We start from the raw sequence: 19,312 nt of genomic DNA, 5'->3' as shown, positions 1-19,312 counted from the left end.
ATCTCCTTCATCTATATTCTACATAAGGGTTTGACCCCCAGAGTAGTCAGCCTTTGACCGCCCCGATCATGATGCCTTTAATGAAGAATCGCTGGACGAACGGGTACAGGAAGACGATCGGACCGATCGTCAGGACGCAGGTAGCGAGCTTGATTCCTTCGGAGGGCACGAGCCCTTTGGTAGACAGCATCTGGGCCGCCGCGTCCGAGGTTTTCAGGAACATGATGTTGGAGACGATGGACCGCAGCAGCAGCTGCAGCGGCTGCAGGTCGCTGCTGTCGATCAGCATGACGCCGAGGTACCAATCGTTCCAATAGGTTAGCGCGATGAACAGCGATACGGTCGCGATGACCGGGGTCGACAGCCGCATGATGATCTTGAAGAAGATCGTAGCTTCTCCCGCCCCGTCGATCTTGGCCGACTCGGACAGCTCCTCGGGCAGCGACTCGAAGTAGTTGCGGATCAGGAAGACGTTAAACGCGCTGCACAAGTAAGGAATGATGAGCGCCGCGAGGTTGTCCTTCAGGTGCAGGTAATTGACGCAGATGATATACCACGGGACCATGCCGCCGCTGAACAGCAGCGTCAGCATCGAGTAGACGGACAGGAACCTTCTGTATTTCACCCGTTTGAGCGACATGGGATACGCCAGCATCGCGCAGATCAGTACGCTGGCCGCGGTCCCGACGACCGTGACGATGGTCGAGATCTTGTAGCCGTTCACCAGCACCTTCCACTGAATGAACAGGATGTGGTAGGCCTGCGTGCTGAAGTGCGACGGGAACAGCTGGTAGCCGTGCGCCTGAATCTCCAGCTCGTCCGTGAAGGAGCCCCCGATGACCATCAGAAAGGGAAGCAGGCATACGATCGAAAACGCGAATACCGATAAATAAATGAGCGCGTCGGATAGCCGAAGACGGCCGAGCTTGTTAGTCATCTGCGTCTCCTCCTAGAACAGGCCTGAGCCGTTCTGATATTTGTTGGCCCAACGATTGCAAGCGAGCACGATGACGAACGCGATGACGGATTGGTAGAAGCTCGCCGCGGAAGCCATGCCGACATCGCCGATGACCCGGAGATTGCGGAAGATAAAGGTATCCAGCACGTCGGTCGTCGCGTACAGGTTCGGATTGTCGCCGATAATGCCGTAGAACATCCCGAAGTCGGCGTTCATGATGCGCCCGATCGCCAGCAGGACCAGAATGATGATCGTCGGCTTCAGCATCGGCAGACTGATATAGAGCATCTGCTTGAATCTCGTAGCGCCGTCGATCTCCGCCGCCTCGTAATAGCTCGTGTCCACGCCGGACAACGTTGCGATGTACAGGATCGAGTTGTAGCCCGCGCTTTTCCACACCATGATCAGCGTCAGGATGACCGGCCACGCCTGGGGCGCGTTGTACCAGTTGACCTTGGAGATCCCGAACCACCCCAGCAGCTGGTTGAGCATGCCTTGATCGAACGCGAAGATGCTGTAGGCGAATACGCTGACGACGATCCAGGACACGAAGAAAGGCAGAAGCGTAAAGGATTGCACGAATTTCTTGAACAGCTTGCGCCTCACCTCGTTCAGCAGGAGCGCCAGCCCCACCGCGACGAGCGTGCTGCAGGCGATGAAGAGCAGGTTTAGCAGGATCGTATTGCGCGTCGCCCGGAACGTTTGCTCCGAGGTGAAGAGGAAGTCGAAGTTGTTGTAGATCGGACGCGCCCACTCGCTCCCGAAGATCCCTTTGGAAAAGTCGAAGTTTTTGAAGGCGATCAGCACGCCCGCCATGGGCATATAGTTAAATAAGAACAGGACGACCAGTCCTGGCACCGCCATCAAATACAGGAACGCGTTTTTGTTGAGCTCGAAGGCGATCCCCTTCTTTTTGGCGCGCTGTCGTTCTGCGTTCATTCGGATCACCTCGCTTGTATTCTCGTAACCGCTATCATGAAGCGCTTTCAATTGTCGGCTGTTAAGGAGGCGCGAAGCTTCGTCTTCCCTCCCCCTCTGCCGGACACCGCCAACATCACAACTTGTTATATTTGTTATAAACTTATATGTTGCTTGTATATTGAGATTATACTTTTAGAACAATAGGTTGTAAAGGGTTATTTTAACTCCGCGAATGTTCCTTCAAGGCCTAGCGTCAAGATCTTCTTCGGCGCGAGCTTGAAGGCGATCCGTCCCGCCTCGACCGGTACGGGAGCCACCTCCCGCTCGTTCAGCATCCGCTCGCTGACGGCCGATGCGCGGTCGAACAGATGTCCCGTCGCCTCGACTTCCTCCTCCGACTCGCCGAGATTGACCAGCCGAAGCACGACGCCGCCGGCATCCTCCGCCCGCTTGAGCGCGGTCGTCACGACGGCGCCGCCGGGCGAATGGACGCTCGCCCAAGACAGCGCCGGAGGCAGCGCCCCGCCATGAACGCCGGTCGGTACCGCCCGCAGCGGCGCGTTGAACGCTTGGGCGGTACGGACGACCTCGCGGTAGTCGCCGCCATGGGGCACGATGGCGAATCGGCAGCTGTAGGGCCCCAGGCATTGCGCGCCCGGAGTAGGAAAATAATTCCAGTCGCCAAGCTCGCCCACGCAGCGGAGAAGTGTCAGCGCGATCGTGCCCCGCCCGTCGCGAAGCGCCTCGTACTCCGGCAGTCCCTCCGTGACGATCGCCAAGCCCCGCACGCCGTCGGACAAGTCGACGAACGACTGCATCCGCTCGTTGCGCGACGGATTGCGCCAGCCTTCCCAAGGCGCGATCGAGCGTTTCGCCACGTCGAACGGCGCGTCCGCATGGACGAATTCGGTATCCGCGTCGCTCGGGAACAGCGCGCGCAGCCGGTGATCCTTCGCCGCATTGTCCAAGCTAACCTCGATCTCCGCATATTTGGCGCCGTTCCTTAGGCTGACGACGACCTCGACCTCCTGACGGATCGTGCGCGGCGACCGTCCGCTCCCTTCGCGCTCCGCCGGCAGTTCGAGCCGGTGCCGGATGACGAGACGCGCGCAGCCGAAGGTCGAACGGTCCTCCAGTCGGACGGGATCCTCGCCAGTCACGATCGGCCGGGCGTCCTCGGCGGCGCGGTACAAGTACTCATTGCCGATATCGCCGCTGTCTTCGAGCGCCAGGAGATCTCGGTACACTTGGCCGGTTGCCTTGTCCTCCAGCGTCAACATGCCGCCGGCATCCGCCACGATCCTCAGGTAAGCGTTTTCTAAAATCGCCGAATCTGCTTCCAGGACGCATGCGGCTTCGCCTTCGTCCCTTATTGTCGCGGCTTTATCGCCAGCCCGCCGCACCCAGGCAAAGACTGCGTGCCCCGTCCCCGGAATCCCGCTCGCGAGGAAGGTCAGCCGGTATCTCCTTTTCCGCCAGGGAATCCGGAACCGGTCGTCCGGCAGCGTGAATCCGCTGATCCAGCCGAGGTCCTCCCAGGCGTACGCGACTTCGGCGCCGTCGCGGTCCAGCAGCGCGTACCGATCTGGCGCAAGCTCGGCTTCGGCGTCGATGTCGACCGTCGTCCATTCGTCTCGCGTCCAACCAAGCGGATTGAACGCGACGAACGGATGGATGTCGGCCGGCGCGCCTTCTTCCTGCGCCGCGAACGCGGACGTATCCGTGCGATCGGCGATATAGGTCATCGCTTCAAGGCTCAACGACTCCGCGATTTGCGCGCTCTTCATGAAGCGCGTCACCATCTCTTCATGAACCTCGTCGACGCTGCAGCCGCAGATGCTGTCGTGCGGATGGTTCTGGAGCAGCAGCTTCCAAGCCTGCTTCAAGAAGGCGGCCGGGTATTCCTGCCCCAGCAGGCCGGCGATCGCGGCAAAAGGCTCGGTCCAACGCTCCAATTCGCCCTGGACGCGCGCATTCCACTGCTTCAGGTACATGCGCGAGGAGGCCGTGTTCACCAGCGTAGTCCAGCCGTCGGTCCGTTCGCCGATCAGCTCTCCCGCGACCGTCGCGGACGGGGAGCCGTGCGCCTCCAGCCTGTCGAAGTAGTCCGCGAACCGGCTGTGGACGAACCGGTACGCGGGCAAGCCCTCGTTCAGCGCCGCGATGGCCTGCCCTACGTCGGATTGGACGGGCTGGTGGTCGCAGCCGTTCATAAGCAGCAGATCCGGCGTCGTGGCGAACCGCTCGACGTTGTCGAGCGCCTGCCTGCCCCGCTCCGCGGCGCGCGCCGGATCGGTCGGCAGCTCCATGCCGTTGTGGTACCAGTTCGCCAGGAATACGGACAGTACCCGCGAGCCGTCGGGCGACGCCCACCACAGCTCCGACGGGTAGCCCGAGCTGTCCGTATTGCGGACGCCGTTGTTCTCGGCGATGGCATTGATCCCGCGGCCGAACACCGCATGCCGGATCCCGAAACCCTGCAGCAGCTGCGCGGATTGGGCGATGTTGCCGAACGTATCGGGAAAGTAGCCGACCTCGGTCGCGCCGCCCAGCTCCTCGGCGCGCGCCAGGCCGAGCTGCATGTTGCGGATCTGCGCCTCGCCGCTCGTCAGAAACGCGTCCTGCAGCACATACCAAGGACCGATGCTCAGCTTGCCTTGCCTGACAAGGGCGCGAAGGCGCCCCTCCTGCTCGGGGCGGATCTCGAGATAATCGTCGACGAGCAGCACGTGCCCGTCCAGATGAAAAAACGCGAAGCCGTTATTTTCCGCTTCAAGCAAGTCCAGCACGTCGTCGATCAGCTTCACGAGCCGCATCCGGAACTTTTCGAACGGCATGTACCATTCCCGATCCCAATGAGAATGCGAAATGACGTGTACCGTCGCTTTCTCCATCTCTGCCCCTCCCGTTACATTTCTTTTTTTGATTTAACTTGTATAATTTATAACAAGCTTGTAATAAAATATTATCATGTTCATGCCAACCTGTAAATTGAGGAATATAACTGTACAACCCAGGCGTTAAGTTATATATTTGTCATAGATAATGTTAGGAGTGTTAACGATGAACAAAGCCGTGCAGCGGGTCCCGTTATACACGCAAATACGCGATTACGTATTTAAGCAAATATCGGACAAGGTGTGGAAGCCCGGAGACCGGCTGCCCTCCGAAAACGAATTCGCGGAGCAATTCAACGTCAGCAGAATTACCGTGAAAAACGCGCTCGCGCAATTGATCGAGGACAACCTGATCTATCGGATCCAGGGCAAAGGCTCCTTCGTCTCGCGCGATCTCGCGGGGGAGCCCAAGCTGTATCAGGAGGGCGAGCCTTCGCTCCGCGAGGAAAAGCAGCTCGTCGCCTACCTGATGCCCAGGCTCGGGAACACGTTTACCGCCCACCTGCTCAGCGGCATCGAGAGCGAGCTGACCAAGCTGAATTACCGGCTGCTTTTCTGCAAGACCGACGATTCCCAGGAAACCGAAAAAGAAGTGCTGCGCGAAGTCATTCAGCTCGGCGTGAAAGGCATTATCGTCTTTCCGGTCGACGGAGAGTCCTATAGCGAGGAAATTCTGCGGCTTACGCTGAACGAATTTCCGCTGGTCGTGGTGGACCGCTACCTCCGGGGGATCGAGACGAACTGCGTCTGTTCGGACAACGTGGACGGCGCCCACAAAGCGACCGCGCATCTGATCGAAAACGGCCATAACCGGATCGGCTTCATCTCGACGCCTTATCAGGGGACGACGAGCATCGAGGACCGTCTGGTCGGTTATGAGAAGGCGCTGGCGGAGCATCAGATTCCCGTCGAGCATCGGCTTCGTCTGCACCATTTCGACGGCGAGCGGATCAACGTCGTGCTGAAGGACGGCGTCGCGGATCCGGAGATCAAGGAGGAGATTCAAGCCTTCCTGCGGCAAAACCCGGACATGACGGCCGTCTTCGCCATCAACGCCGCGGTCGGATTGACGGTGATCGAGGCGGCCCGCGAGATCGGCATCCAGGTCCCCGAGCAGCTGTCGATCGTCTTCTTCGACAACTACGAGCTGTCGGCGCTGTCGAGCGTCCCTCCGACCTGCATCAGCCAGGAAGAAGAGCTCATGGGCAAGGAAGCCGCGCGCCTGCTCGCGTCGATCATCGACAATCCCAAGCAGGAGCGCCGCAAGATCATCACGCCGAACAAGCTGATCGTCCGCAAGTCGGTCGCGCCGGTGGGCACGCCGGTCTGACCGGACATCGCAACTGGTCGTTCATGCGGTCCTGCTAAGAGCTCGCTTGCGCGGCTCCCACCTGGCCCTCTACCGCTTAAGCGATGCTGTAGAATAGCGCAAAATTGCGCTATTCTCGAATCCCTGGCCCGCACCTGTACCCCGCCGCTCACGGGAGTCTCCAAAATTGCGCTACTCCCTTATCCTTGGCCTGCGCCTGCGCCCCTGCCGCTCACGAAGTGCTCCAAATAGCGCAAAATTGCGCTATTTTCGATTCCCGTACCGCGCCAACTCAACTGAGCGCACGTTGGGCAAGTCGATGGCCGGAAATGTAAAGAACCGCCCCGTCATCTAATGACTTTTGGGGCGGTTCCTTTTGTTTATGCCGCTAATCGCGGGCGACGGCCGCCGCCTTCTCCGGCGCGCTTCTCCGCAGGTTCATGATCACCAGGACCAGCGAAATGAGCGTGAGAAAAACGCCGAGCAGCCGGAAACCGGCAAAGCTGAATGTCCCGCCCATGATAACGCCCGTCAGCAGCGAGGATAGAATCGTCCCGAGGTATCTCGATGTATTGAACAGTCCGGAGGCGACGCCGGCTATTTCTTTTGGGGAGCTCTTAAACAGAGCAGCTTGCATGCCGACGGCGTTTAACCCGTTGCTGATCCCGAAGGCGGCCAGCGCCAAGCTCACGCCGATCACCGGCGAGGTTTGGTTCAAGGTGACGATCCACGCCGATCCCGCCGCCATCAGTACGGCAGCCGCGATCAATGCGGGCCTGGGACCCGATTTATCGATCCATTTCCCCGCGATCGGAGAGGCGACGAGCGAGCTGAGCCCTAACGTCAGCATCAGAATCCCCGTATGGAACTCGCTGACGTGACGCACCGTTTGCAAATAAGAAGGCAGCCCGAAGAAGAGCGCGTAAAACAGCAGGTTCACGAGCAGGTACTGAACGTTAACCCAAGTCATGGCAGGGTATTTGGCAAAGGTTCGCAGCGGAATAAACGGCGACGTCGAGCGCAGCTCATGCCTCGCGAAAGCGACCAGCGCCGCAAGGCCGATCAACCCGACCGCAATGTTCCATAAGGAGACCTGCCCGGACGACTTGAAGGACAGCAAGCCGACAAGCACGCCCACCAGCCCCACCGTAAAGAGCACGATCCCGTGCGCGTCGATCAGAACCAACCACTTCCGTAAAGACATCCTGCGCGCGACTTCAGCTGCCGGTTCATCCTTCGGAATCATCCGCCATGCTAACAGGAAGCTGGCTGCCACGAAAGGAATATTGACGATAAAGATCGCGTGCCAGTCCCACCGCGCCAGCAGTACGCCCCCGGCAAAAGGACCGATCGCCGCCGCTCCGGACAGGAAAATAGACAATAGGGACAGCGCGCTCCCTTGTTTTTCCGTAATGTACACCCTCACGATTGCCATCCCGACCGCGATCATCATACTCGTGCCGATCGACTGCACGATACGGGCAGCGATCAGCCAGCCAAAATTCGGCGACAGCGGAGCCAGCAAGGATGAAACGAAGGAGACGACCAGACCCGCAAGGAAAATCTTACGGCGCCCGAATAAATCGCTAGCCTTGCCCATGACAGGTTGCGCGATCGCGCTCGCGATGTAAAAAGAAAAAATAATCCATGATACATTCGTATAATCGAGCCCGTACGCCGCTTGCAGCCGCGCGATCGCCACGGAAATCATCGATGAATTTAACGGGTTTAATAAAACCCCCAATCCGACGGCGATCATGAGCCATCTGCTGCGAGAATCCATGTTGCGCGCCCCCTCTCATGCGTTATAAAGCTATCTTACGGAATGCTGCTCATTTACTCCAACGCATTTTGATCTATAATATCATTGACTACAGTCAATGAATTGAGGGGACCGAATGGAGCTTCTACAGCTGCAATATTTTATCGCGGTAGCCCGACTTGAGCATATGACCGACGCCGCGCGGAGCCTGCATGTTACCCAATCGTCGCTCAGCAAAACGATTCAGCGCCTGGAGGAGGATCTGGGGGTGCCGCTGTTCGATCGAACGGGAAGAAAGCTGCGATTGAACGCGTACGGCAGCGGATTCCTTCGGCGCGCGGAGAGGGCTTTGTTCGAATTAGAGCAGGGAAAGCAGGAGATCGACGATCTGTCCGGTCTTCGGGAAGGCACGCTCAAATTGGCGGTGACGACCGCGAGCACGCTGCCGGTTATCCTTCGGGAGTTTCGGAAAAAGCGTCCTTTGGTCCAATTTCACGTGCAAATGCTGAGCCTGCAGGAAATGGTCGCGCTGCTTCATCGCGGAGAGGTCGACTTCTGCCTCTCTTCGCCTCCGGTCGAGGAGGAGGACATCGTCAGTCGAATCGTGTTCGTCGATCCGATCGTCCTGGCGGTCCCGAAGGGGCATCGGCTGGCGGATCGAAGCAGCGTATCCTTGAAAGAACTAAAGGACGAATGGTTCGTCAGCGTAAAAAAGGGGTATGGCATTCGCGATCTGATCGATTCCATCTGCCAAGCAGCCGGACTCGCGCCTCAATACGTGTACGAGGGAGATGAGCCCGCAAGGCTGAGCGCCCTCGTCGAAGCCGAGATCGGCTTGGCCTTCATGCCGAGCACGGCCAGGAATCCGCAGGCGAATATCCGGTATCTGAGCATCGATAATGCCGACTTGAAGCGGGAGATCGCTTTGTTGTGGCACAAGAGCCGGTACCTCTCGCAGGCCGCGCTGGAGTTCCGCGAGGTCGTCCTCGCTTATTTCGAAGGGCAAACCGGCACAAAATGAAGGATATTAAAATAACCCCTGCTGATCGCAGGGGCTGTAAACCGGCAGCTTAAGCTTGCCGCGACGGCCCGTATCCGGGTCGCCTCTTTAATTGAATCCGCCGTTTACGCGAAGGGTCTGTCCCGTGATCCAGCGGCCTTTGTCGCCGGCGAGCAGCTCCACCGCGTTCGCGATGTCTTCCGGCTCTCCCAGACGTCCGAACGCGTTCATCCGCCGGAACGAATCGATCAGCTCGTCGGATTTTCCAGTCAAGAACAACTCAGTCGACACCTGCCCTGGCGCGATACAGTTGATCGTAATGTCCTTGGGCCCGAATTCCTTGGCCAGTTGACGGGTCAGCTGCTCGACGGCGCCTTTGGTCGCGGCGTAGACGCTGTAAGTCGGAAGCATCGCGCCCGCCACGGAGGTCGAGAAGTTGATGATCGCTCCGCCGGACGACATATGCTTCATCGCTTGCTGGCAAGCGAAGTACGTCCCTTTCACGTTGATGGCGAACTGCCGGTCGAACGACGCCTCCGTCACGTCCGCGATCGCCGCGTTGTCCATGATGCCGGCATTATTGACCACGATGTCCACGCGACCGTATTGTCCGAGCGTCCGCTCGAACAGCGCTTCGACGTCGCTCACCTTGCTCACGTCGGCGCCGATGGCGACCGCTTCTCCGCCGGCTTGCTTGATGGTCTGTACGACCTCCTCCGCTTTGCCCGGATTCGAGGCATAATTGACAACCACCTTCGCGCCGGCCCCGGCCAATTGAATCGCGATCTGCCGTCCGATCCCCCTCGAAGCTCCCGTCACGATCGCCACTTTTCCCTGCAATTCCATATCGAATCTCTCCTTTTGGTTAAACCGGCCGCCACGCTGACTGCGTCCGACCTCGTATCCTCATTATAGGAAAGGTTAGCCGCCGCCAGGTAGAACAGTCGTCTTCGATCCTTGCCTAATCCTCTTCAAGCTGGGTATGATGAAAGAAACGCGATCAGCGCGGGAAGGAGACTGCGAGCGATGAATGAATCCACGCGCATGGAGCAAGCCCGGCAGCGATTGGCGCACGCCATACGGCGCCATGCTCCTGTCGGCGGCACGCATCCCACTTCCATACCGGATTTGACGCTGTTGCATGCCGTGCGGACATCCGAACCGCTGGAGTCCGTATACAAACCCTCCATCTGCATCGTGGCGCAGGGCGCCAAAACGGCAGCCGTGGCGGACGGCACCTATACTTACGACCCGATGACCTACCTGGTGACTTCCGTCGAGCTGCCGATCTTCGGCAAAATCATCGAGGCTTCGCCCGAGGTGCCCTATCTCAGCCTGAAGCTGTGCTTCGACGCCGACGTCATTTTGGACGTTGCCGGCGAGATCCAACGTCCCGAGTTTGTCTCGCCGGAAGCTAGCCGCGGCATTACCGTTAGCCGCATGTCTCCCGCCTTGCTCGAAGCCGCCTGCCGGCTGGTCGAACTGCTGGATGCGCCCGAGGACGTACCGGTGCTGGCTCCCCTCGTCATTCTCGAGATGGTGTACCGCTTGCTCCAAGGCGAGCAAGGTCCGCTCCTTCGTTCGTTCGCGACGGTCGGCAGCCAATCGCACCTCATCGCCCAGTCTGTCCGGATAATCAACCGGCAATACCAGCGCCCGCTCCGCGTCGAAGAGCTGGCGGGCGCCGTCAACATGAGCGTGTCGGCGTTCCACAAGCACTTCAAGCGCGTCACCGCCATGAGCCCGCTGCAGTATCAGAAAACGGTGCGCCTGCAAGAAGCGAGGCGCTTCATGCTGACGGAAGCCGCGCCGGCGTCCGAGGCGGCTTTTCGCGTAGGCTACGAGAGCCCGTCGCAATTCAGCCGGGAATATGCCCGCTTGTACGGCCGGCCGCCGATGCAGGACATGCAGGAGCTTCGCGAAGCGACGGCCGTCGGGGCGGGCGGCGGCGTGGGCGGGGAGGAATAGTGATGAAGAGTCTCGGCTAAAAAGCATCGGATGGGAGGGTTCGGCATAATCACGCTCAGAAAAATCACGCTCGATAACCGGCGCGCCGTGTTTAACCTCGAAGTGTCCGAGGATCAGCGCCAGTACGTCGCATCGAATCTGTCGAGCGTCGCGTCTTGTTACGTGTTAGCTACCAACGGGGGGCATCCATTTCCGTTTGCCGTCTACGCGGATGAGCAGCCGGTCGGATTTGTCATGTTGACCTACGGGATTACCGGATACGAGCTCCCTTCCGTCGCCGACGGCAGCTACTGCATCCTTCGGCTGATGATCGACGGTCGCTATCAGAACCGGGGCTACGGCCGCGAAGCGATGGCGGAAATCTTAAAGTTCATCCGCACCTTCCCCGCCGGACCCTCGCAATTGTGCTGGCTCCCGTACAAGCGCGACAATGTCGCCGCCAAAAAGCTTTATGAAAGCTTCGGCTTCCGGGAAAACGGGGAGATTTGCGATGGCGAGCAGGTGACCGTACTGCGATTGTGAACGGCACGAAGAACCGTCAGGATCAAGGATCCGGCGGTTCGGTTGGATAAATGCAAATATGCAGTTATTTTTGTTAGCGGGTTTTGGTCCCTGATAATAAGTGCAGATGTGCATCTATTTTGTCCGACTAAGCGAGATTGGGCCCGATCGAGCGAAAATACCTACACTTTGCAGGTATCGTACGCATACTGAGGAGTTTAGGCGAAAAAAGATGCACTTTTGCAGTTATCGCTCTCTTCATACCGTCACCTTCACCGTAACTTCCACTGACAACTGCATCTGCAACTGCCACCTACACTTCCAACTGAATCGCCAACGCCACCAGCACCGCTACCGCGCCCTGCCCCTCCCCCGTCAACAAGCCGATTTTGAGTAACCTCGCCCCAAACAGCCTTCGGTCGGCCCGTTCGAGGCCGCCAAGCGCAAAAAAATCTCCCCCGAAGGGGAGATTAGCGGTTCGCCGATTCTTCGCCGGCCATCGAGCGGATGTAGAAATAGCCCAGCACCGAGCAAAGCAGAAAGGTGAAGAAGGCCATGGCCGCCGCTTGCTCGCGTTCCTGGAATACGCCGAATACCTGCTGCATGGATACGCCGAGCATTTGCGGCGCGTTCGGTCCGAGCAGGAACGGTGCGGTGAAGGAGCCGATGACCCCCATGAATACGAAGGTCAGGGCGACGAGGAACGTCTTGTAGGACAAGGGAAAAATAAAACGCAGAAAAATGCGCAGCTTGCCCGCTCCCGTGTCGCGGGCGCTCTCGATGATCGAAGCTGGGATGCCGGTCAGCGCCGAGCTCAGCAGCATCGTGGCGAACGGGATGTTGAACCAGATGTTCGCGATGACGATGCCTTTCTCGTCGAAGATGAGGCGGGGCAGCTCGATGCCGAGCGGCAGCAGCAGCCGGGCCAGCCAGCCGTGGTTTCCCAGCAGGTTCATCAGCCCGTACGTGGCGATCACGCCCGGGATGAACAGCGGGATCATGTACGTCTTGCGGATCCAGTCGACCAGCTTCCCCGAGCTGAACCGCATGTACAGCGCGAGCGAATAGCTGACGAGCAGCACCAGCGCGCATGAGACGAGCGTGACCTTGAGGGTGAAGAAGATGTTCGCGCGCATCCCCTTGTCGGCGAACAAAAATTGATAACGGCTCAGATCGTACCCGCCTTCGCCGTTGCCCAGGCTCGTGACGAACGATTGAACGATCGGTATGACGACGATGACGAGCAGCAGAACGAAGGAAGGGCTGACCATGATCAGCCCCCCGATCGCTTGTTTGACTTCCTTCCTCATTGCGCCGCTACGTCGCTCTGCCAGCGTTTGTTGATCTCCGTGCCGAGATCTCCGATATTGAACGTGCGGAAGCCTTCAGATACGCCCTTGAACTTATCCTGCATCGCTTGGGACATGTTGGAGAGCTCGATGCCCGGGAAGCCGTTCATCTTGGTCACGATCACTTCTTGCGCCTCCGGGGACAGCACGAAGTCCAGGAATTGATTGACGGCGTCCTTCTTGTCCGACAGCTTGTTGACCATCAGGTAGGTCGGGCCGCCGTTGAAGCCCGGCGTAATTTGCTGCATCTTCACCGTGTCGGGCAGCAGCTTCTCGCCGAGCTGCTGGAGCACCATATCGGACCAGGCCGGGATGATCTCCACCTCGCCGTTCGCCAGCAGGTCGAGCGTGCCCTGGTTTTTCTTCGGATAAATGCCCTTGCCGTACACGGACTTGTTGAGTTCCTTGAGCTTGCCGAAGCCTGCATCCCATTTGGCCATGACGGCGGGATCGCTGTTGTGAATGTCTTCTTCCGGCAGGCCGTCGTACAGCACGGTCGTGACGAAGGAGCTTCCGGAGCCGCCGGTAGACGGATCGTTGTAAGCGAATTTGCCTGGATTTTGCTTGATCCAGTCCAGCAGCTCGCTTAACGTCTTCGGAGGCGCGGATACTTTTGCGCTGTCATAGGCGAGCACGACGGCGGAGGAGCGGTAAGGAACCGCCATGTTGGATACGTCGGTCATCGTCTTCGGATCGATGTTGGCGAGATTGGGAATGCCGCTCGTGTCGAGCGCCGCCCATACGTCGTCTTTCGCGCCTTGCGACACGACGTTGATGCCGTCCTCGTACAGATCGATGTCTCCCGAGCCTTTGCCGGCTTTCTTGGCCGCCAGAATCCGGTCGTAAGTCGGCTCTGCGCCGGCGCCGGACGGAATATACACTTCTTTGACTTTGACCTTGTCGTTCTGCTTTTCGAACATCGGGATGAGCGTGTCCCACAGGTCTTTGACGTTCTGCGAGCCGGTAAAATAGAACGAGAACTGTACGGGCTCCGCTGACGAGGCAGCGGCGGAAGGGGAGCCGGATGGAGAGTTGGAAGGCGAATCGGAAGCCGCGGGGCTGGCATTGTCGTCGTTTTTGCTGCCGCATGCCGCCAATACCGCAACCGTTAACGTCAGCGCAGACAGCGCCGTCAAGCTTTTCTTCAAACGAACCATGGATAATCATCCTCCTCAGATTGTGTCAATCGTTTGGATAAGCGATCATTGATGCCAAGGAAACGCGCACGCTTTCTCCCGTTCGCAGCCGTTCGATGGCTTCCTTGGATTGAAAAGCCTTAACAGTGCCGTGCTGGTCCATGTCGACCGAAACTTCCGCGTAATGTCCGAGAATCATGATTTGTTTGATTTTCCCCGGCAATCCCTGCCCCTGTTCGTCCTGATGATTCGAGCTCGCGTTCAAGCCGACGTCCTCCGGCCTGACGGCCACCTTGACCTTCCCCGAGAGGCGCTTCGCGTTCGGCCACGACAGCTCGCCGACCCGAATCCACTCCCCGTCCACCACCCCCTCCAAAAAGTTCATTTTCCCGATAAACTGCGCGACGTACAGCGTCTCCGGCTCGTTGTAAATGCGCTGCGGCGGCGCGATCTGCTCGATATGCCCGTGATTCATGACGATGATCCGATCCGACAGGGAGAGCGCTTCTTCCTGATCGTGGGTGACAAACACCATTGTGAGGCCCGTCTGCGTCTGGATGTCCCTCAGCTCTTCGCGCATCTCGTGCCTCAGCTTGGCGTCGAGCGCCGAGAAGGGCTCGTCCAGGAGCAGCACGGCCGGCTTCAGCAGCAGCGACCGGGCGAGCGCGACGCGCTGCTGCTGGCCGCCCGACAGCTGGGTCGGATATTTCTTCTCCGCGCCCGGCAGCCGCACGAGCCGCAGAACGTCCGAGACAGCGCTCTTGATGTCGGCTTTGGGCATGCCGCGAATCTTGAGTCCGAACGCCAGGTTATCGAAGACGGACATATGGGGCCATAGATTGTAGCTTTGGAACACCATCGAGGTCGGACGCTTCTCCGGCGGCAGTTTGGTTACGCTCCGGCCCTCGATCAAAATCTCTCCCGCATCCGGCTCGAGGAATCCCCCGATGCCGCGGAGCACGGTCGTTTTGCCGCAGCCGGACGGCCCGAGCAGCGTCACGAGCTCGCCTTTGTTCACCTCGAGGTTAATGCCGGTGACGCCCTCGCCCGTCTTGTAGCGTTTGGTCAGGCCCCGGACGGCCAATTGGACGCTCATCTCGTCGATCCCCTCCTTCTCGTTATTTCACTTGGAATCCGCTGGCCATCACGTCCGCGCTGATGAGCCGCTGGGCGGCCACCAGCAGAATGATGGTCGGCGCCGTCAGGATGATCGAGAATACCGCGCCGGCGCTGCTCGGAAAGTCCGATATGATCGAGTACATGATGATCGGCATCGTCTTGATGTCGGGGATGCCGACCAGGAAAGTCCCTTGCGCTTCGTCGAGCGAATTGAGGAACGTAAATACGGAGGCGACCATGATTCCCGGCATCGCCATCGGCAGCGTGATGCTGCGGAATACCCGCAGCGGCGTCGCGCCGACGTCCCGGGCCGACTCCTCCTGGGCGGCTTGAATGTTGCGGAAGGCCGCCGTCGGTATCCAGGTCATGAACATGAGGACGTTGATCATGTGCACGAGGACGACGCCGAGCATCGTGTTCATGAGTCCCACTTTGTAGAACAGCACGGCGATCGATACGTAGAGGCCCATTTTCGGAAAGGCATGCGTCAGCAGGAACGAAAACAGAAACACTTTTTTGAAAGGGAAACGGATACGGGCGAACGCGTAGGCCGCCGGAATGCAGAGAACGATGGACAGGGCGGTGACGATCGTCGCGATCAGGAAGGACAGCCCGATCGACTTCGCGACGTCGTCCTGGCTAAACACGAACTTCCACCATTTGAACGACCATTGATGCGGCAGCAGGTCAGGATACGTCCATTGGCCGCTAAAGGCCAGCACGACCAGATTTAGCAAGGGCCCCGCGAAAAATACGGCGAAAACCGTCAATAGGACAAACTCGATGATCCTTCGTCTGCCGATGGCTTTAAAGTACCATCCCACTAGGCTCGCTCCTCCTTTCTCAAGTCGACTCGCGAATCAGGATTTCGCTGGCGGATTCGTTCTTTTTAGACAGGACCTCTTCTTGATGAATAAGACGGTCGAGCAAGGCGACGGCGTCATGCCCCATCCGGTTCGTGTCTACCTTGACCGTCGTCAGCGCCGGCGAGTACGCCGCCGCGAAGTCGATGTCGTCGAAGCCCATCACCGCCGCTTGGCCGGGTATGCGGACCGATCGTTGCAGCAGCACCTTCATGGCGCCGAGCGCCAGCATGTCGTTCGTGGTGAACAGCACGGTATAGCCGCCGCCGATGAACGCCTCGAAGTGCTCCGCCATGAGACGTGCGCCCAGCTCGAGGTTCGACTCCGGCGACAGGACGACGGACAGGTCCGACGCCTGGACGCCGAGCCGCATCAGTCCTTGTCTGAACCCCTCCAGCCGGTGATGGTGGCTTCGGTGCTCCTGAGGTCCCGCGATGACGAAAAACCGCCGGTGCCCGAGACCGTGCAGGTAAGCGGCCGCCTTGGCGCCGCCCTCCTCGTCGTTGCTGACGAGATGGATGACGTCCGGATCGTCGGTCGAACCGTTCACCATCAGGTAAGGAAGGTTGTACTTCTTGACGTGATCGACGACGTTTTTCCGCAATCTGCTGATCAGAATGAGGCCGTCGACGCGCCGCTCCAGCATGTGATCCGCCGAGCGCACCGACATCTCCCGGTCGGTCTTCAGCAGCACCGAGTAGCCCAGCCCTTCGGCCGCTTCGAGGATCGCGTCGATCAGCTTGCCGTACAGCGGATGGGAGACGATCGGCTGCCGCTCGCGGAACACGATCACGCCGATGTTGTTCGTCCGCTTGGCGACCATCGCCCTCGCCACCGCATTCGGCTTGTACTGCAATTGCTCGACCACTTCGAGCACGCGCGCTCTGGCTTCGGGGCTCGCATACCCGTTGCCGGATATGACTCTCGACGCCGTCGACTTGGATACGCCGGCGAGCGAAGCGATTTCCTTGATGTTATAGGTCATATCCGCTTTGCTCCCTCATCGTGCCAGCCTTGTTTGACGCGCAGCAGCGTCGCGACGTCCCGCGTCGTGATGGACCGGACGCCCAGTTCCGCGTATTTCCTCATCTCCTGCGCCTCGCCGACGGTCCAGACGAATACCGACAGTCCGCGATCGGAAGCGAGTGCCAGGAGCTCCGGCAGCGCGAGCTGATAGGGCACGTTGAGACCGAAGCAGCCGGCGTGCAGCGCTTCTTCGCAGGCCGTCCTCGCCGCTTCGGCGTAGACGGACGTCCGGAACCTGCCGATATCGACGTTCAGAAGCTTCGCGATCCCGCCGTCCGCGTCGTTCGCCCGAACGGCTCTGCCGTATTCGCAGCCGGTCAGCAGCACCCGATCGGCGATGTCCCGCCTCCGTATGAGGGCCATGACGGGCTCGACGCAATCGTCCGTCTTGAGATCCAGATTCATTCTGGCTTGACCGGCGCCGCCGACCAGCAGATCGAGCACCGTCTCGAGCCGGACGATCGGCGCCGCCAGCCCTTCGTTCAGCTCTTGAAGCGTCAATCGGGACAAGCTTGCGATCCGTCCGTCCGCCAGCACGACGCGATCGTCATGGCTCAGCACGAGGACGCCGTCGCGGGTCACTCGAATGTCGTCTTCGATGATGTCCGCTCCAAGAGACAGCCCCGCACGGGCGGACTCGACGGAATTGTCCGGCGTGCCCATGCATCCGGTATGCGCGGTGATAAGCGGAAAATCGTTCATCGGCTTCGGCTCCTAATCGAAATAAATGGCGTTGGTAAACGCGATCATGGTCGTCACGCCCCGGACGATCCCCCACAATTCGGCACGCATCCATAACAGGCCTTCCGTTTCCACGGACATGCGGAATTCCTGCGTCCCCTCCGTTTCCCGAATCGCGCTTTCTTCCCATACGCCCTTGTTGCCGGACAAGCGTATGCGGCATGCGGGATCGTCAAGCGTCCACAGCCCTTGACGGACGGAGAAATCGATCCCGATGCGGACGGTCGCCGCGCGTTCGCCGACCGGAACGACGTCTCCGATCCCGTACCTGGCGCCCGCCGTCTCGGCCTCCAGCGTGACCAGCGGACCGATCGTCACTGACACCCGTCCCCGTCGCAGCGCCTCTATCGCCTCTTCGCCGATCGGTCTAGACTCGTCTTCTAGGCGGAGATAGGTCACCGAGATCGGTTCGTCCGTCTCCGCAGCGTCGTGCCAATCGCGTCCGGACGTAGCCGCCAGGCGGTAGCCCTCGTTCAGCTTGTCCGTCCACAGCGAGAACGCGCGCGCATTGTCCGTCTTGATCGGCGCGAACGTGCCCGACCAGGCTTCGATATAATCGAAGTCGTTCCAATCGTCCACCTCGTACTCCCAGTAACACCCCGTGCAAGCGGGACTTCCGATGCGGAACGGGTGCGCGAGCCCGGCAGCGCCTCCGCGCGCATGAACGGCGGACACGCCTTCATGAATATTGCGGGTGTTCGCTTCCCGCCAATCGACGTATTCCGCCAGGCCGACGGTGACCATGTGCCCGTGGAACGTCGTCCACTCCATGCCGGGCAATATCGCGATCCCCGTCCGGCGCTCCGCCGCTTCCTTGTCCGCCAAGCCCGACATCGTATTGTGATCGGTGAGCGCCACGCACTCGAAGCCGAGCTTCGCCGCCGCCGACGCGAGCTCCATCAGCGTCATCTTCCCGTCGCTATGAAGCGTATGGGCGTGCAGCTCGCATGCCAACCATCTCATGGCCGCTCCCCCCTCTCTTCCTCGTCCGCCGCCCATACTTGCAGACGATAGGCGCAGCGCTCGGTGACGATGGCATGCAGGCTAAGCGTGATCGTCCATTCCCCCGCCGCGATCTTGCCTTTCATTAAGCCCGGAGAAGCGTCGTGCTCGGAGATCCATAAGGACTGGACCGGATCGTGGCGGTGACAGGCGCCGCGGTAGCCGTCCGGATCGTCCACCGATAACGTAATAAGATTCTGGAGCGGCAGATACCGGTCCGTCCTCTCCTTGGCGAGCGCCAGCCGCTCGGGCAAGACGTATTGTTCAAAGCTCTGTTCCAGCAGCTCGCGCGCCCTGCTGTCGTCGTCCAAACGTTTAGGCGAATATTCAAAATGAATGCCGATCGCGCACGCCGGTTCGTTCAGCTTAAAGGGGAAGCGGACATGCGTACGGGAGTCTTCAGGGGTCGCGTTCGCTTGAATATCGATCAGCATGACAGGACTCCCTCTTTTAAATGCCATGGTATGGGAACGATCCCACATCTATTAATTTAAAGCTGAAATGTTCGAGCAGTATGTCCGAAAAAACAAATTTGTGTAAAGGTTCCCGCCCTCGGCCTCGCCGAAATAGTTGCTAAAGAGCATTTATTCCGGTAAAACTAGCCCGTTCATATAGAAATAACTGCTGAAAAGCAGCTATTCTCTCCCAAAACGCCGCAACGGCGCGAAATGAGAGAGTTAAACTGCTTTTTAACACTTAATAGGCGCGTCTGGTCACGCTGGACGAAAATAGATGCTATTTAACACTTATCGTCTCGCTC

At 59.3% G+C, this 19,312-nt stretch carries 17 protein-coding genes; 4 read left to right on the top strand and 13 right to left on the bottom strand.

Annotation, left to right across the window (positions count from 1 at the left end; translation table 11 throughout):
* Positions 1–46: 46 nt before the first annotated feature.
* The 3 genes from BM235_RS08505 to BM235_RS08495 form a co-directional block, all read right to left on the bottom strand.
* Positions 47–937 carry a carbohydrate ABC transporter permease gene (locus BM235_RS08505; protein WP_090111638.1) on the bottom strand — a complete coding sequence of 297 codons (891 nt, stop codon included), beginning with the start codon at positions 935–937 and terminating at the stop codon, positions 47–49.
* A 12-nt stretch (positions 938–949) separates the two neighbouring features.
* Positions 950–1,897, bottom strand: coding sequence for an ABC transporter permease (locus BM235_RS08500; RefSeq protein WP_090111636.1), 948 nt, complete (start codon positions 1,895–1,897; stop codon positions 950–952).
* A 197-nt stretch (positions 1,898–2,094) separates the two neighbouring features.
* On the bottom strand, positions 2,095–4,773 hold the full coding sequence (locus BM235_RS08495) for an alpha-mannosidase (RefSeq protein WP_090111634.1): 2,679 nt from the start codon (positions 4,771–4,773) through the stop codon (positions 2,095–2,097).
* Between the two features lie 169 nt (positions 4,774–4,942).
* Between BM235_RS08495 and BM235_RS08490 the strand changes: the two genes are divergently transcribed.
* Positions 4,943–6,106 carry a GntR family transcriptional regulator gene (locus tag BM235_RS08490; RefSeq protein WP_090111632.1) on the top strand — a complete coding sequence of 388 codons (1,164 nt, stop codon included), beginning with the start codon at positions 4,943–4,945 and terminating at the stop codon, positions 6,104–6,106.
* Positions 6,107–6,473: 367 nt separating this feature from the next.
* Here BM235_RS08490 and BM235_RS08485 read toward each other — a convergent pair whose 3' ends face one another.
* Complete coding sequence (locus tag BM235_RS08485; RefSeq protein WP_090111630.1) at positions 6,474–7,868, bottom strand: MFS transporter; 1,395 nt, start codon at positions 7,866–7,868, stop codon at positions 6,474–6,476.
* 115 nt (positions 7,869–7,983) lie between these two features.
* Between BM235_RS08485 and BM235_RS08480 the strand changes: the two genes are divergently transcribed.
* Positions 7,984–8,868 carry a LysR family transcriptional regulator gene (locus BM235_RS08480; RefSeq protein ID WP_090111617.1) on the top strand — a complete coding sequence of 295 codons (885 nt, stop codon included), beginning with the start codon at positions 7,984–7,986 and terminating at the stop codon, positions 8,866–8,868.
* A gap of 87 nt (positions 8,869–8,955) precedes the next feature.
* On the opposite strand, the gene BM235_RS08475 is transcribed toward BM235_RS08480, so the two are convergent.
* A complete protein-coding gene (locus tag BM235_RS08475) occupies positions 8,956–9,693 on the bottom strand; it encodes an SDR family oxidoreductase (protein WP_090111615.1) in 738 nt (245 codons plus the stop codon).
* Positions 9,694–9,873: 180 nt separating this feature from the next.
* Here BM235_RS08475 and BM235_RS08470 point away from each other — a divergent pair, with 180 nt between their 5' ends.
* Together BM235_RS08470 and BM235_RS08465 are read left to right on the top strand one after the other, a co-directional pair.
* The gene (locus BM235_RS08470; RefSeq protein WP_090111613.1) at positions 9,874–10,815 is read left to right on the top strand and encodes an AraC family transcriptional regulator; all 942 of its coding nucleotides are present in this window, start codon (positions 9,874–9,876) and stop codon (positions 10,813–10,815) included.
* 45 nt (positions 10,816–10,860) lie between these two features.
* Complete coding sequence (locus tag BM235_RS08465; protein WP_090112238.1) at positions 10,861–11,337, top strand: GNAT family N-acetyltransferase; 477 nt, start codon at positions 10,861–10,863, stop codon at positions 11,335–11,337.
* Positions 11,338–11,786: 449 nt separating this feature from the next.
* Here the strand turns inward: BM235_RS08465 and BM235_RS08460 are convergent, their stop codons facing one another.
* From BM235_RS08460 to BM235_RS08425, 8 genes are read right to left on the bottom strand one after another with little or no spacing between them, the layout of a single operon-like run.
* Positions 11,787–12,626 (bottom strand): ABC transporter permease, encoded by an 840-nt coding sequence (locus BM235_RS08460; RefSeq protein WP_090111611.1) that lies wholly within the window; start codon positions 12,624–12,626, stop codon positions 11,787–11,789.
* On the bottom strand, positions 12,623–13,822 hold the full coding sequence (locus tag BM235_RS08455; RefSeq protein ID WP_090111609.1) for an extracellular solute-binding protein: 1,200 nt from the start codon (positions 13,820–13,822) through the stop codon (positions 12,623–12,625). Before BM235_RS08455 ends, BM235_RS08460 begins: the two co-directional genes overlap by 4 nt.
* Positions 13,823–13,847: 25 nt before the next feature.
* Positions 13,848–14,897 carry an ABC transporter ATP-binding protein gene (locus BM235_RS08450; RefSeq protein ID WP_090111607.1) on the bottom strand — a complete coding sequence of 350 codons (1,050 nt, stop codon included), beginning with the start codon at positions 14,895–14,897 and terminating at the stop codon, positions 13,848–13,850.
* Between the two features lie 22 nt (positions 14,898–14,919).
* Positions 14,920–15,744 (bottom strand): ABC transporter permease, encoded by an 825-nt coding sequence (locus BM235_RS08445; protein ID WP_090111605.1) that lies wholly within the window; start codon positions 15,742–15,744, stop codon positions 14,920–14,922.
* Positions 15,745–15,763: 19 nt separating this feature from the next.
* Positions 15,764–16,768 (bottom strand): LacI family DNA-binding transcriptional regulator, encoded by a 1,005-nt coding sequence (locus BM235_RS08440; protein WP_090111603.1) that lies wholly within the window; start codon positions 16,766–16,768, stop codon positions 15,764–15,766.
* Positions 16,765–17,511, bottom strand: a complete 747-nt coding sequence (locus BM235_RS08435; protein WP_090111601.1) for a glycerophosphodiester phosphodiesterase — start codon at positions 17,509–17,511, stop codon at positions 16,765–16,767. The genes BM235_RS08440 and BM235_RS08435 overlap by 4 nt, the downstream gene beginning before the upstream one ends.
* Before the next feature lie 12 nt (positions 17,512–17,523).
* Entirely contained in the window at positions 17,524–18,513 is a 990-nt protein-coding gene (locus BM235_RS08430) for a CehA/McbA family metallohydrolase (RefSeq protein WP_090111599.1), read from the bottom strand.
* Entirely contained in the window at positions 18,510–18,986 is a 477-nt protein-coding gene (locus tag BM235_RS08425; RefSeq protein WP_255374223.1) for a hypothetical protein, read from the bottom strand. The genes BM235_RS08430 and BM235_RS08425 overlap by 4 nt, the downstream gene beginning before the upstream one ends.
* Positions 18,987–19,312: the final 326 nt, after the last annotated feature.

The organism is Cohnella sp. OV330 (assembly GCF_900112065.1).
Taxonomy (GTDB): domain Bacteria; phylum Bacillota; class Bacilli; order Paenibacillales; family Paenibacillaceae; genus Cohnella.
This window is presented reverse-complemented; position numbering and strand designations above follow the sequence as displayed.